This is a genomic window from Tepidanaerobacter sp. EBM-49 (assembly GCF_001896645.1).
GTDB classification, from domain to species: Bacteria; Bacillota; Thermosediminibacteria; order Thermosediminibacterales; family Tepidanaerobacteraceae; genus Tepidanaerobacter; species Tepidanaerobacter syntrophicus.
Map to the genome: position 1 here is coordinate 77,570 of NZ_MPPE01000041.1, position 14,712 is coordinate 92,281.

General features: G+C 35.5%; 13 protein-coding genes, 5 tRNA genes and 1 pseudogene. 15 read left to right on the forward strand and 4 right to left on the reverse strand.

Features of this window, described 5'->3' with window-relative positions; translation table 11 throughout:
* The 10 genes from cmk to BUE08_RS07155 all read left to right on the forward strand — a co-directional run bounded on the left by cmk (position 1) and on the right by BUE08_RS07155 (position 6,497).
* Positions 1–660, forward strand: coding sequence for a (d)CMP kinase (gene cmk / locus BUE08_RS07110; protein WP_286680639.1), 660 nt, complete (start codon positions 1–3; stop codon positions 658–660).
* Positions 650–1,243, forward strand: a complete 594-nt coding sequence (locus tag BUE08_RS07115) for a lysophospholipid acyltransferase family protein (RefSeq protein WP_059033992.1) — start codon at positions 650–652, stop codon at positions 1,241–1,243. Before cmk ends, BUE08_RS07115 begins: the two co-directional genes overlap by 11 nt.
* Positions 1,244–1,345: 102 nt before the next feature.
* The gene (locus BUE08_RS07120; protein WP_286680640.1) at positions 1,346–3,382 is read left to right on the forward strand and encodes a bifunctional 4-hydroxy-3-methylbut-2-enyl diphosphate reductase/30S ribosomal protein S1; all 2,037 of its coding nucleotides are present in this window, start codon (positions 1,346–1,348) and stop codon (positions 3,380–3,382) included.
* A 97-nt stretch (positions 3,383–3,479) separates the two neighbouring features.
* Complete coding sequence (fni, locus tag BUE08_RS07125) at positions 3,480–4,526, forward strand: type 2 isopentenyl-diphosphate Delta-isomerase (protein ID WP_286680641.1); 1,047 nt, start codon at positions 3,480–3,482, stop codon at positions 4,524–4,526.
* Positions 4,527–4,659: 133 nt separating this feature from the next.
* Complete coding sequence (speD, locus tag BUE08_RS07130; protein ID WP_059033995.1) at positions 4,660–5,034, forward strand: adenosylmethionine decarboxylase; 375 nt, start codon at positions 4,660–4,662, stop codon at positions 5,032–5,034.
* Between the two features lie 202 nt (positions 5,035–5,236).
* A complete protein-coding gene (locus BUE08_RS07135) occupies positions 5,237–6,025 on the forward strand; it encodes a CheR family methyltransferase (RefSeq protein WP_286680642.1) in 789 nt (262 codons plus the stop codon).
* Between the two features lie 129 nt (positions 6,026–6,154).
* Positions 6,155–6,231 (forward strand) — tRNA-Ile (locus BUE08_RS07140).
* 3 nt (positions 6,232–6,234) lie between these two features.
* Positions 6,235–6,310 (forward strand) — tRNA-Thr (locus BUE08_RS07145).
* A gap of 18 nt (positions 6,311–6,328) precedes the next feature.
* Positions 6,329–6,413 (forward strand) — tRNA-Tyr (locus tag BUE08_RS07150).
* An 8-nt stretch (positions 6,414–6,421) separates the two neighbouring features.
* A tRNA-Lys gene (locus BUE08_RS07155) sits at positions 6,422–6,497 on the forward strand.
* A 100-nt stretch (positions 6,498–6,597) separates the two neighbouring features.
* Here the strand turns inward: BUE08_RS07155 and BUE08_RS07160 are convergent.
* Entirely contained in the window at positions 6,598–8,244 is a 1,647-nt protein-coding gene (locus BUE08_RS07160; RefSeq protein ID WP_286680643.1) for a putative manganese-dependent inorganic diphosphatase, read from the reverse strand.
* Positions 8,245–8,580: 336 nt separating this feature from the next.
* Between BUE08_RS07160 and surE the strand changes: the two genes are divergently transcribed.
* The 5 genes from surE to lexA all read left to right on the forward strand — a co-directional run bounded on the left by surE (position 8,581) and on the right by lexA (position 12,025).
* Positions 8,581–9,381 (forward strand): 5'/3'-nucleotidase SurE, encoded by an 801-nt coding sequence (gene surE / locus BUE08_RS07165; protein WP_059034001.1) that lies wholly within the window; start codon positions 8,581–8,583, stop codon positions 9,379–9,381.
* A gap of 1 nt (position 9,382) precedes the next feature.
* Positions 9,383–9,571 carry a YpmA family protein gene (locus tag BUE08_RS07170; protein WP_213951192.1) on the forward strand — a complete coding sequence of 63 codons (189 nt, stop codon included), beginning with the start codon at positions 9,383–9,385 and terminating at the stop codon, positions 9,569–9,571.
* 92 nt (positions 9,572–9,663) lie between these two features.
* Positions 9,664–10,860: a pyridoxal phosphate-dependent aminotransferase gene (locus tag BUE08_RS07175; protein WP_213951193.1), complete on the forward strand. Its 1,197-nt coding sequence runs from the start codon at positions 9,664–9,666 to the stop codon at positions 10,858–10,860.
* Between the two features lie 88 nt (positions 10,861–10,948).
* A tRNA-Trp gene (locus BUE08_RS07180) sits at positions 10,949–11,024 on the forward strand.
* A 374-nt stretch (positions 11,025–11,398) separates the two neighbouring features.
* A complete protein-coding gene (gene lexA / locus BUE08_RS07185) occupies positions 11,399–12,025 on the forward strand; it encodes a transcriptional repressor LexA (RefSeq protein WP_213951194.1) in 627 nt (208 codons plus the stop codon).
* 15 nt (positions 12,026–12,040) lie between these two features.
* On the opposite strand, the gene BUE08_RS07190 is transcribed toward lexA, so the two are convergent.
* The 3 genes and pseudogenes from BUE08_RS07190 to miaA all read right to left on the reverse strand — a co-directional run bounded on the left by BUE08_RS07190 (position 12,041) and on the right by miaA (position 14,693).
* Positions 12,041–13,282 carry a methionine gamma-lyase family protein gene (locus BUE08_RS07190; RefSeq protein WP_353682105.1) on the reverse strand — a complete coding sequence of 414 codons (1,242 nt, stop codon included), beginning with the start codon at positions 13,280–13,282 and terminating at the stop codon, positions 12,041–12,043.
* 148 nt (positions 13,283–13,430) lie between these two features.
* Positions 13,431–13,687: pseudogene (gene hfq, locus BUE08_RS07195) on the reverse strand (RNA chaperone Hfq).
* A gap of 55 nt (positions 13,688–13,742) precedes the next feature.
* Positions 13,743–14,693 carry a tRNA (adenosine(37)-N6)-dimethylallyltransferase MiaA gene (miaA, locus tag BUE08_RS07200; RefSeq protein ID WP_286680645.1) on the reverse strand — a complete coding sequence of 317 codons (951 nt, stop codon included), beginning with the start codon at positions 14,691–14,693 and terminating at the stop codon, positions 13,743–13,745.
* Positions 14,694–14,712: the final 19 nt, after the last annotated feature.

The window sequence follows — 14,712 nt, forward strand, 5'->3', positions numbered from 1 at the left end:
TTGGACTTTAATATAGCTATAGATGGTCCTGCAGGGGCCGGTAAAAGCACAACAGCTAGAATAGTCGCAGATAAGCTTAAAATGACTTATGTTGATACCGGCGCAATGTACAGAGCTATAACATTGCTTACTATCAGACATAACAAAACAAATCCGGAAGACGTTATAAAATTGGCATCTGAAGCGGAGATTGATTTTAAGGAAAATCGCATATATCTTAACGGTGAAGACGTTACAGATGAAATCAGAAACCTTGCCGTAACAGAAAAAGTATCAAAAATAGCGGCGATACCTGAGGTAAGAGCTGCATTAACGAAACTTCAACGCCAAATAGCAAAAAATGGCGGAGTTGTGATGGACGGCCGGGATATCGGCACTACTGTCCTGCCTGATGCAAAGTATAAGTTTTATTTAACTGCTTCAGTTAAGGAGCGGGCTTACAGGCGCTACAACGAACTTATTTCAAAGGGATATAACGTAACTTTCGAACAAGTAGAAAAAGATATCATAGATAGAGATTACCAGGACAAGAAAAGGGATTTTTCTCCCATGGCTATAGCGGATGATGCAATAATCATTGATACTACAGGTAAAACCATAGATGAAGTTGTAGATGAGATAATAGGCTGTATAAAAAAGGGGGAGGGCAGTGTTCTATAATGTTGTAAAATTTATCTGCAATATTGTTATCCATATTATATTTAAAATTCGTGTTATAGGTGGTGCGGATTTTCCTGAAAGAGGCCCGGTAATAATATATTCTAATCATAAAAGCATGTGGGATCCTATAATTATAGGCTGCCTTGTAAAAAGACCAGTTGTTTTTATGGCAAAAGAAGAATTATTTAGAATTCCCGTTTTGGGATTTATCATAAAAAACCTCCACGCATTTCCTGTAAAGCGTGGAATACCTGATAGAAAGGCTATTAAAAAAGCGCTGGAGGTATTAAACAATAATCAAGTTTTAGGAATTTTTCCAGAAGGTACAAGAAGTAAAGACGGGAAACTTCAGGAGCCTGAGCCGGGACTTGCTCTCCTTGCTTCAAAGGCAAAAGATGTAACTCTGGTTCCGGTTGCTATAAGGGGAAATTATAAATTTTTTTCTCATATAGACGTGATATTCGGCGAGCCTAAAAAATTTAGCGAATATCATCAAGAAGACACTAAATTAAATTCGGAAAAACTAAAGGAAATAAGTTCTGCTCTTTTTGAAGAAGTATCGAATTTGATGAATGTTAAATAATGATTTCTAATTATAATTTACTGAATAAGCAGGAATTAAGACCTTGCTTATCGAATTTAAGACCTAGAGTCTTTGTAATAAATTTTAGGAAGTGAAGGGAAATTGATTGTAAGTGTTGCAGACTATGCAGGGTTTTGCTTTGGCGTAAAAAGAGCCGTAGAAAAAGTTGAGGAGTTAATAGATAATGGCGAAAAAGCTTATATGTTAGGGCCTTTAATTCACAACTCTCAAGTAATCGAAAGATTTAAAAAAGCCGGGATAAATGTTGCGGATCTTGAAGATATTAAAGAAGGAAACGTAATAATCAGGACCCATGGTGTAGAACCAAGTTTAATAGCTCAACTAAATTCATTAAATTTAAACATAATTGATTGCACATGCCCTAATGTAAAAAGGGTTCATAAAGCTGTGCAAAATTTTTCCGATAAGGGATATTTTACAATTATAATCGGTGAACACAACCATCCTGAGGTTGAGGGAATCAGGGGTTGGTGTGGTAAAGACGTAAAAATCATAGAAAACGTTGAAGAAGCTAAAAACTTTTATACGAACAAAAAAGTAGGGATAGTTGTTCAAACTACCCAAACAGAAGAAAATGTAGAGAAAATTATGGAAATCCTTGGCAAGCGGCTAGACATAGCATCTTTTGAAAATACCAGATGTGCAGCGACTCAGCAAAGACAAAAAGCAGCGTCTGAGTTAGCTAAGAAAGTTGATATAATGCTAGTTGTGGGAGACAAACAAAGTGCAAATACTAAAAATTTAGTTAAAGTTTGTCAGAAAGCAGGAGCCAGGGTTTACCATATTCAAACAGCGGCAGATATTCGAAAAGACTGGTTTACTGCCGCAGATAAAGTTGGCATAACCGCAGGTGCTTCTACGCCTGATTGGATTATAAAGGAGGTTATCTTTAGAATGGATGAATTAAATAAAGAACTTAACAATCAAGAAAATCAAAATGAATTGGCAAAACAAGAGGAAGGTGAAACAGTTAATTACGACAATACCTTTACTGATTTAAAGGAAGGAGATATAGTAGAGGGAACTGTTGTAAAAGTAGATAATAATGAAGTACTGGTAAATATCGGCTATAAGTCTGATGGAATTATACCTGTAAGCGAACTTTCGAATTCAGCCTTTGAGTCTGCCGAAGATGTTGTAAAAATAGGAGATAAAATTAAAGCCCTTGTATTAAAACTTGAGGATAATGAGGGCAATATTATTCTTTCAAAGAAAAAGGCAGATGAAGTAATTGGCTGGGACGAACTAGAAGAAATATATAATAATCAAGGCGAAGTTGAAGGAACAGTAACTGAAGTAGTAAAAGGCGGTGTTTTGGTAGATGTGAAGGGTGTCAAAGGCTTTATTCCGGCTTCACATTTAGATTTAAGATATGTACCTGATTTGAACGCATTTTTAGGCCAAAAATTAAATCTAAATATTATTGAGCTAGACAGAAATAAAAATCGCCTAGTACTATCTCATAAGCATGTTCTAGAAAAAGAAAGAGATGCCCTAAGAGAAGAAACATGGGCAAATATCCAAGAAGGCCAAGTTATAAAGGGAGTAGTGAAAAGATTAACTGATTTTGGCGCTTTTGTTGATATTGGAGGCGTGGACGGACTTATTCATATTTCAGATTTATCATGGCAAAGGGTAAATCACCCTTCCGATATCGTAAAAGAGGGACAAGAAGTTGAAGTAGTTGTGCTGAAAGTCGATAAAGACCGCCAGCGTATTTCTCTAGGCTTAAAACAGGCACTGTCCGATCCCTGGGAGGATATTGAAAAGAAATACAAAGTAGGTTCTGTTATAGAAGGTAGAATTGCTAAATTAGTAAACTTTGGCGCATTTGTAGAAGTTGAACCAGGTGTTGAAGGCCTCGTTCATATATCTCAAATATCTAACCAGCACGTTAATAAGCCGGAAGATGTTTTAAAAGAAGGGGATATAGTTAAAGTTAAAATCCTTGAAATCGATCCCGAGAAAAAGCGCATGAGCCTTAGTATTAAAGAGGCTGAAAATGAGCTAAATAAAGAAGAAAGCAAGCAGAGCTTTGAAAAACCCAAAGATAATGGTATAACAGGCATAACAATTGGAGAAATGGTAGGAGACATTTTTGAGAATAAAAAAGAATAATCACTGAAGCTTTTAAAAATTTGGGGCAAAAAAGCCCCAAATTTTTTGCTACAAGCATGGCGAAGAATCTTAAATTGGAGTTAGGGGTTTGGATATAATGGACGAACATAAAAGGAAACAAAGAAAAGACGAGCATATAAAATACGGCATGCTGCTAGAAAAAAAATTAAAGCGCAATGCATTTGATGATATAACCATTTTGCACAATTGTTTGTCTGAAGTGGATATGGAAAGTATTGATATTTCTACAAAACTACAGAGCATAAATTTAGAAAATCCGATAATCATAAATGCAATAACAGGTGGAACAAGCCAAGGAAAAATTATTAATGGCAAACTTGCAGGTATTGCAAAAAAATTAAAGGTTGCATTGGCTGTGGGCTCTCAAAAGATTGCCTTAAATAATAAAGATGCTGTAGACAGCTTTAAAATAGTAAGAAAAATAAACCCAGATGGTGTTGTATTTGCAAATCTAAGTGCCGATTCTTCTGTCGAGGAAGCAAAATCAGCCATTGAAATGATAAAAGCTGATGCTATACAGCTGCATTTAAACGTGCCTCAAGAAGTTGTAATGAAGGAAGGCCAAAAGAAATTTACAGGTTTAATAGATAATATAGCAAATTTAGTCCAAAACATAGATATTCCGATTATAGTAAAAGAAGTTGGTTTTGGAATAGCCAAGGAAGAGGCACTTATTCTGGCTGAAAGTGGCGTAAAAATTATAGATGTAAGTGGAAAAGGTGGAACAAACTTTATTGAGATAGAAGGCATGAGAGGCAAATCTCAAGCATCATATCATCTTAGAAACTGGGGAATACCGACTCCGATAAGTTTAATAGAGACAATTGACGCCACACAAGATAAAGTTGATGTAATTTCATCAGGGGGTCTTAAAAACGGTGTAGATGCTGCAAAATCTTTGGCACTGGGAGCTAAAGCGGTAGGGTTTGCAGGATATTTTCTTCATATTCTATTAAGTAAAGGTTCGCTAGCTTTGGAAAAATATATAATAGAAATACAAAAAGAGATAAAATACGTTATGGCAATGTCAGGAGCAAGGAATTTAGAAGAGCTAAAGCAAAGACCTGTAATTATCAACGGGAAAACATATCATTGGTTAAAATACCGAGGAATAAAAACTTAACTGCAGATAAACCAGTATTTCATCAATTACCAAAGGATTTTAGCTGATTCTATTGACAAAATGCGATAATCTGCTACAATTTAATTTGATTGTTATTTAAAAATAATAATTTAGAGGGGGTATTGATGGAAAAATGAAAAACTTAGGCCGCCATGTATTGGCGGAAGTCTACGATTGCGATCCAAATATTCTAAACGATGCTGAAGAAATTGAAGAAATTTTAGTTAAAGCAGCTTTAGAAGCAGGAGCAGAGGTAAGAGAGGTTGCGTTTCACAAGTTTAGCCCCCAAGGGGTTAGCGGTGTGGTTATAATTTCTGAATCTCACCTCACCATCCATACCTGGCCCGAATTTGGATATGCTGCGGTTGATGTTTTCACATGTGGTGAGCGAGTAAATCCATGGGATGCTTGCAATTATATTGCAGACAAACTTTGTGCAAAGCATATGGATGCTACTGAAATCAAAAGAGGTTTATTTGATGCGCCTGTAAAGGCGATAAATTTTTAAAGGTAGGAGATATTTTGAGTATTAAAAAATCTCTAGATTTTTCTTTCGTGTATGTCTAGCAGAAAAAATGCGTGAGCAGTAAGGCGCGCATTTTTTCTATTTATAAACAAAAAAATTAAAACTTGCTTGATTTTACATATCAGGAAGATATTGCTATAATTATTACAACACATTTCAATTAGAGGGCAGAGGAGGATTTTCGTTGGATTATGAAGAATTTTCAGCACAAATAAAGAAAATATGCAATATTGACCTGTCTAATTATAAAGAAAAACAGATGAAACGAAGAATAGATTCGCTTAAGAAAAGAAACGGACATGATAATTACGAATCGTATTTGAAACAGTTAATACATAGCAAGGAACACTTAAGAGAATTTTTGAATTACATAACAATCAATGTATCGGAATTTTTTAGAAACCCTGCTCAGTGGGAGATTTTGGAAAAGGAAATAATTCCTGAGCTTATATCAGGTAAAAGTACATTAAAAATATGGAGTTCAGCATGCTCTACAGGAGAAGAGCCTTATTCACTTGCTATGATGCTGGATAAAATGAACTTGCTTAATAGAGCTGTAATCATAGCAAGCGATATTGATAAAGAAGCTATAGAAGATGCAAAAGAGGGAATCTATACACCGAAACAAGTAGCCAATGTCCCCAAACAAATGTTAGATACATATTTTACAAAAGAAGGCAATAATTATGTTATAAAAGATAAAATCAAAAAATCAGTGGATTTTAAGATAATCAATTTATTAAATGATCCATTTCCTTCTAAATGCGATTTAATATTGTGTAGAAATGTGATGATATATTTTACAGAAGAAGCAAAAGAGAAACTATATAAGAAATTCTATGATGCCCTTTCGGATGATGGGATATTTTTTGTAGGAAGCACAGAGCAGATAATAATGCCTCAAAAGTATGGATTTACAAGTCGTAGGCACTTCTTCTACCAAAAGATTATTGCCGGCAGGACAAATAATTGATTATATAAATTTGGTATAAATAACGCGCAATCAAATAGTTTGCCGCGATTTTGTTAAAAAATCCTGCAAAAAGCACCCTACAAAGTCTTGACGATATAAAAAAAATAATGTATACTAATAATTGCGTCTGGGCCCATAGCTCAGTTGGTCAGAGCAACCGGCTCATAACCGGTCGGTCCTAGGTTCGAGTCCTAGTGGGCCCACCATTTGCCGACGTAGCTCAGTTGGTAGAGCAGCTGATTTGTAATCAGCAGGTCGCGGGTTCGAGTCCCATCGTCGGCTCCAGATATCTATTTTACCTATGGAGAGGTTCCCGAGTGGCTAAAGGGGGCAGACTGTAAATCTGCTGGCAGTGCCTTCGGTGGTTCGAATCCACCCCTCTCCACCATAATTTAAGGGCCATTAGCTCAGTTGGTAGAGCACCTGACTCTTAATCAGGGTGTCCCGGGTTCGAGTCCCTGATGGCCCACCATGTTAAAGACTATTATAACCCTTTAAACAAGGGTTTTTATTATTTTAATAAATCATCTTTGGTTACTAAAGCAAATTAAGAAGCAGGTTATAACCTGCTTTTATTTTTTAAGTAATTTTACAGCCTTTACAATAGGTGGAATTACCTGGTTTTTTCTCGACATGATACCTGGCAGATAAAAGATGTTTTCATTAATATCAATTGAAAAGGCCTTTTCAATTACGTTTTTGTAATCTGAAACCCATAAAATTTCAGAGCCCTCCTTGATTATGTTCGTTAGCATCAAAAGTAAAATATCATATCCGCCTTTTTCTTTTAAGTCTTTCATAAATGAAAGTATTTCATTCTTAAGTTCGCCTATATCACTCATTACATTTATTTGACCTACGCCTATTTTAAATTCATCTACATGAAATTCCTTAAAGTCTGTAAAAAATATTTTTTCAGGACTTTTATCAAGTAGTTCCGTTCCTTCTTTAAACATTCTACCGGCAAAATCTTCGATATCAATTTCTGCTATGGCGGCCAGATTTAAGGCGGCCTTCTTGTCCCTTGGGGTGCAGGTAGGAGATTTGAATACCAGTGTATCAGATAATATAGCTGCACACATAATTCCGGCTATTTCCGGCGGCGGCGTTATTTTGGCATTTTGATAAGTTTCGTATATGATAGTAGATGTACAACCTACCGGCTGATTTTTAAAAAGTATCGGTTTATCAGTAATAATTCCGCCAAGACGGTGATGGTCTATTATCTCCAAAATAGCAGCTTCGTTAATACCCTCAACTGTTTGGGAAAATTCATTATGGTCAACGAGTATTACATTTTTGGCTTCATATTCTAATATATGTCTTCTAGAGATAAGGCCTAACACAGTGCCGTATTTGTCTAGTATAGGGAAATTTCGATATTTATATTTAGACATTGTATTCGTTATCTCGTGTATATATTCTTCCTCGCCAAAAGAAACTATATCTGAAGATTTCATAATATATGATAGCGGAATACTTTGGCTTATACACTTTACGGCATCAAAGGCATTGTAGGGAGTTGATATAAGGTTTACTTGATGTTCTTTAGCAAGATTTAGAGTTTCATTGTCAGGTTTTGCTCCTCCAACGATGATAAGTGTGCCTACATTGTTTTTTATAGCGGCTTTTTGTATATGCGGCCTATCTCCGACTATTATTGTATCCCCGGATTTTATTCTCTTTACAACTTCTTCTAAAGACATGGTGGCAACTATTATATTGCCCCCTAAGGTGTTGCTGCCTTTATTTATTACTTCTCCAGAGAGAACGCTTACAGCGTTTTTAAGAGGTATACTGTATTTTTCTATATTATTCATTTGTGAAAGATAAACTTTTGCAAGATCACCGAGGGTGGCAAGACCGATAAATTTATCACTATCATCTACAACACATATCGTTCTTATTCCGGAGTCTTGGATAAGCTGCCATGCGGCCAGCATTGGCCAAGCCATGTTAGCGCATAGTGGTTTTTCATAATCTATGTCTTTTATTTGAGTATATACGTTTTCGATGTAGATAGGTTCTTCTATGTTAAAGTAGTTTAAAACAAATTCGGTTTCCCTATTTATTGGGCCTAGTTTGCAAGGGATAGCGTTGATGCCATCATATTCTCTCTTGAAATATGAATACGCAATGGCAGAGCATATAGAATCTGTATCCGGATTTTTATGACCTATTACATATACCGGATTTTTAGAAGACTGGTTTTGCCGCATAAGTATCACCCTTCTTATTCATTTTATTATTATCGATTATCGGCCTACATATGGCTATGATACGCCAAGAGCATTATCTTGACAATTAATAGAATATCAGATATACTAGGTAAAATAAAGATAGATGGAAGCAATAACTAATATTATTTAGGAAATCTGCCGGAAATTCTATCTATTTCAATAGAGGGATAAAAGGCAAAACTGTTTTAAACCAACAATAAATTATGAATCTCGGTATTTTAATGCCGAATAGTTAACTTAGGCAGTCGATTAATTTTAATAGATCGAAAAACTGCCTTTTTTGTATTAATTTTTTAAGTTGGGAGTGCTTAGAGTTTGAATATACTAATTACGAATGACGACGGCATTAATTCCATAGGATTAAGAACCCTTGCTGAAGAAATATCTAAAATAGCCAATATAGCGGTAGTAGCCCCTGATAGAGAGCGAAGCGCTATTAGTCATGCAATAACAATGCACAAACCGTTGCGAGCTGATAGGGTTATAATTCCTGATACAGGGATTTCAGGGTGGAAAATCAATGGCACGCCTGCCGACTGTGTGAAACTAGCTCTTGAGGCTTTGCTTGATTTTACACCTGACCTTGTTTTATCGGGCATAAACAGCGGACCTAATCTTGCAACAGATGTTATATATTCAGGGACGGTTTCTGCTGCAAGCGAAGCTGCAATGTCGGGTATACCTGCGATAGCATTATCAATTGCAGGACATGAACTAGATGATTTTTGCTTTATAAGCGCAGCAAGCATCGCAAGTAAATTGCTATTACAAATCATAAACCAGAATCTGCCCGAAAACATGTTGCTGAATATCAATATACCGCCAGCAGATCCAAGCATTATAAAGGGTATAGCAATAACACGGCTTGGCAATATAAGGTATGTAAATAGCTTTGACCGGCGCATCGACCCAAGAGGCAAGGCTTACTATTGGTTAAGCGGCCAGCCTGTTGACAATACGAACGATAAAGGTTCAGATGTTTGGGCTGTTAAAAATAATTACGTATCAGTTACCCCGCTGCATGTGGATCTTACAAAATATGAAGCAATTGATACTATAGAAAGCTGGAATCTGGAGATAGCTGATGAAAATGGAGTAGGGAGGGGTAATGAGTAAAATGAGTGAAAGCAGTGACATAAAAAAAGAAGCAAGTAAACTTGAGCTAATCGCAAAAAAAGAAGTGGCATATAGCGATGAATTATATAAAGTAGTAGATTTTTTAAATAAGAATCTAAAAAACAAAAAGGTTATTATAGGTATTTCTAAAAACGGTGATATGGCTACAATATCAATTTATGAAACGTGATAATTAAATTTTTTTAGAATCCTAGAAGGAAATTGCATTTTTTTGAAGAATATAAGAGAAATACTTAAAAGTTTGTAGAGGGGGTAACGCATTTGATTATTTCACAAAAAGCCCAGGGCATAAGTCCATCTCCAACTCTTGCCGTGGATGCAAAGGCAAAGCAAATGAAAAAAGAAGGCCATAATATCATAGGATTTGGAGCAGGAGAGCCAGATTTTGATACGCCGGAATTTATTAAGACTGCGGCAGTATCGGCTATTAATAGCGGTTTTACAAAATATACGCCGGTTGGGGGTATTGAGGAACTCAAGTCGGCGGTATCAAATTATTTCAAAGATGAAATCGGAGTAAGTTATGCCACAGATCAAATATTGGTGTCAAACGGTGCAAAGCACAGCGTCTATAATGCTTTATACTGTCTTTTGAACCCAGGAGATGAGGTTTTAATTCCGGCTCCTTATTGGGTAAGCTATCCAGAAATGGTGAGATTGTGTGAAGGAGTTCCTGTTTTTGTACCAACATCTGAAAATAATAATTTTATCCTTAATTCGGAAATTTTAGAAAAATATATAACTGACAAAACTAAAGTTCTTATTATAAACAGTCCTAATAATCCATGTGGAAATGTTTATCCTGAAGAAAATATAAAACAAATAGCAGAAATTGCGGCGAAGCATAATATTTTTGTTATATCAGATGAAATATATGACAAATTGATATATGATGGATTAAAACACACTAGCATTGCAGCAGTCAAAGATATGGCCGATAGAACTATAGTTATAAACGGAGTGTCAAAAACCTTTGCAATGACAGGGTGGAGGATAGGATTTGCTGCGGGGCCTAAACAGCTTATAAAAGCCATGGAAAATTTCCAAAGTCACGCTACGTCCAATCCAAATTCAATTGCCCAAAAAGCAAGCGTTGAAGCTTTAACAAATCCCCTAAGACATGAAACAATTGAAAAAATGGTTAAAGAATTTTCAGATAGAAGAATATATATGGTTAATAAAATTAATCAAATCAACAATTTATCTTGCAATATGCCTAATGGAGCATTTTACGTATTTGTAAACATCTCAAAAACCTTTGGGAAAGAATGTCAAGGCAAGATAATTCAGAATTCTACAGATTTCAGTGAAGTATTGCTGGAAAAATACGAAGTAGCTGTTGTCCCAGGGGTGGCATTTGGAGCAGATGAATATATAAGATTATCGTATGCCACATCTATGGAGAATATCAAGGAAGGCCTTGATAGGCTTGAGAGTTTCGTCAATATAATCAAATAAACTTGTTTAACAGACAAATAGAACGAATACCAAAGGCATATTCCTTTGACATTATAAAAAAATTATTGTATAATAAAAATTGTCACCGAGGGGAGTAGCTCAATTGGTAGAGTAGCGGTCTCCAAAACCGTTGGTTGCGGGTTCGAGTCCTGTCTCCCCTGCCATTTTAAAACTAAATATTTATTAAAAATGTGTATAATGTCCTTTACATTCAAACAAACATAAAATAATTTGCCTCTTTTAATAACCACAAAAAGAGGCAAATTATTTTCTACATCTTTACTAGCTTATAAGCTCCTGGCCTTATCTGGCTTGCGTTTTGCACTTTTTGATAAATTTTATCTCAAGTTTACATAAGATATATTATCGGACGTTGTATTTAATTAATTATTCCTCCTCCCTCCTCTATTATGAGATAAAGCTTCATTAAAACCGCTAAATTTGCGTTTACAGCCTTTTTATATGGTATAATAAATGTTAATATACTTAATATACGCAAACTTTTAAGTAAACTTTTTTTGGAGTGATTTTTAAAATCATGTGGGATGATCTAACTGCACGGCAAAAACAAATACTTGATTATATATGTAGCTATTCGAGTTTAAAGGGCTACCCTCCCTCCGTTCGTGAAATATGCAAAGCTACTAATTTGAAATCCACTGCTACAGTCCATGGCTACCTTACTCAACTAGAGAAAAAAGGTTATATTAAGCGTGAAATGCAAAAACCAAGGGCTATTGAAGTTACAGATGCAAATTCTCCATATACATCTGTAAGCAACAATAATGTAGTTAAAATACCCCTTGTTGGAAAAGTCACAGCAGGTCTGCCTATTCTCGCTCAAGAAAATATTGAGGAGTTTTTTGCTTTCCCTAAAGAAATGATACCAACTAGCGATGATAATGTATTTATGCTACTTGTAAAAGGCGATAGCATGATAGGTGCCGGAATTTTAGACGGCGATTATGTTATAGTGCAATCAACAACTACTGCGGAAAACGGTGATATTGTAGTTGCTCTTATTGAAGATGAAGCAACTATAAAGAGGTTTTATAAAGAAGAGAATCATTTTAGACTTCAACCTGAAAATCCTTTTATGGAACCTATAATAGTAAGCAGTCTTCGCATATTAGGTAAAGTAATAGGCCTTTATAGAAAGTTTTAGCAGTGATTTTAGTTTTTAAAGATTTCTCAAAGCTTGAAGACCGCTTAAAATTCCAAGTTTTGCCTGAAAAAAGTTTATACCTCCTTGAACATACACGATATAAGGTTCCTTAAGAGGAGCATCAGCGCTAAACTCAATCGAAGAACCTTGTATAAAACTTCCTCCTGCCATAATTACCTTATGATTATATCCCGGCATTTCAGATGGCTCAGGTTTTACGTGAGAGTCTACAGGACCTACTTTTTGTATTCCCTGACAAAAATTAATCAGTTTGTCCTTACTACCTAACTCAATAGCAGTTACGATATCGGTTCGCTTATCGCTGTATTTTGGATAAACCTTAAATCCCATATCTTCCATGATTTTAGAGGTAAAAACTGCACTTTTTACAGCTTCTCCTACTACCATTGGTGCGTAAAAAATCCCTTGGGCTATCAGACGATTTGTAAAAATAGATGGACCGCAATTTTTATTAAGTCCGGGAGCTGCCAGTCGATAAAAGCACTGCTTTATAAGCTCACTTTTTCCTACTACATATCCTCCGGTAGGCGCTATTCCGCCGCCAAGATTTTTTATCAGCGAGCCGGCACATAAATCAGCTCCTACTTCTATCGGCTCTCGCGTCTCTACAAGTTCCCCATAGCAGTTATCAACAAAACAAATTATATCGCTTTTCAAACCTTTAATATAAGAGATAAGCTCTTGAATAGTATCTACACTTAAAGATGGCCTTAAACTGTAGCCCCTTGATCGCTGAATCAGTACCATTTTAGTTTTTGATGTTATGCAATCTTTAATTGCTTCGAAATCAGGTTTACCGTCTTTTAAGTCTACTTCCCTATACCCTATCCGATAATCCGCTAAAGAGCCGCAATTTTTTCCATAAACTATACTTCCAAGAGTATCATACGGCGCACCTGTTGCGCTTAAAAGCTCATCATATGGTCTTAATACCCCTAAAAGACATAAAGTAATTGCATGGGTGCCGGATATTATTTGAGGTCTTACAAGAGCATCTTCGGCCCTGAAAATGCTTTTAAAAATCTCTTCTATGGCTTCCCTCCCCATATCATTGTATCCATACCCCGTCGAATCTGTAAGGTGATAATCGCTAAGCGAAGACTTGCGCATAGCATCTAAAACCTTTATTTGGTTAAATTCAACGTTTTCTTCAATTGCTGCAAATATCGGAGCAATCTCTTCTTCTATTTTTCTTGTTTTTTCAATAATATCAGCATCTATTCCATAATTTTCCATTGCAATTTTATCTGCTTCATTAAATACATGTTTCACCTTATTATATTCCCCTTTATAAAAAGTATGCAAAAGAATAAGTATTGCAAACCACAAGGCAAGATTGCAATACTTATCCAATAGTTATCTTACTCAACACTCGTTTTTAGATCTAGCTTTCTTTTTCCTGTTCTATTAGCTGATTTAGATTAATATTTACCGTTTTTGAAGGTGCTATAGTTGAAACTGCATGTTTATAGACTAATTGTTGCTTATTGTCGGATTCTAACACAATTGTAAAATTATCAAAACCTCTTACTACACCCTTTAACTGAAAGCCGTTTACTAGATATATATGGTTATTGGGATATTGTCCTTTCGAATTTGATTTAGAAAATTGTCTTGAAGATTTATTTGAGCTTTTGCCATTTTCGTTCTCCTTTCGCATCGATTGCAATTATTTTTTTTACTTGTATTTAATATTCTAGGTATTTCTCGTTTTTCCTTCAATACTTTCAATTATCTTTGCTGCGATCTTTTCTTTCCCCTGTTCTAATATATCAAGCCAAATAATGTTTTGATCACGCAAAAACCATGTGTACTGCCGTTTTGCATAGCGCCTTGTATCTCTTGCAATCAAATCTATTGCCTCATCTAAAGTAAGTCTTCCTTCTAAATACTGGATAATCTGACGGTAACCTAAACTTTGCATTGATTTTAGATTTTTATCATAGCCCATTTCTAAAAGTTTTTCTACTTCATCAATAAAGCCCTTTTCTATCATAGAAACTACTCTTTTGTTTATTCGCCTATAAAGTTCATCTCTGGGCATTGTAAGGCCGAATATAAGTAAATCATAAGGGCTTTTTCCCATTTTCGTCATTTTTACATAATATGAAAAGGGCTTACCGGTAGTTTTGCACACCTCTAATGCCCTTATAATTCGTCTTAAATTGTTAGGATGAATTTTTGCTGCAGCTTCAGGATCAATTTGTACAAGCTGGTTATATAAATAATCGACTCCCTTTTCCTCAGCTTCCTTTTTTAGGTGCTCCCTTAGACTTTCGTCTTTTCCAGCAGGTGAAAAAGTATAATCATAACACAGAGCGTTTATATAAAAACCTGTACCTCCCACTACTAACGGTATCTTATCGTTCTGGTATATTGATTTTATGCATGATTTTGCCCTTTTTTGAAAGTCAGCAGCGCTAAATTCTTCATCAGGGTATACGATGTCAATCATATGGTGAGGTACCAATTCTCTTTCTTCTATTGTGGGTTTGGCTGTCCCGATATCCATGTAGCGGTATATTTGCATAGAATCAGCAGAAACTATCTCAGAACCAATCTTTTGAGCAATTTCTATAGCAACCTCGCTTTTGCCTACTGCAGTAGGACCGACTATAGCTACTAATAAATCTTTTTTATTCTGCATAAAATTTACAATCCTTTTA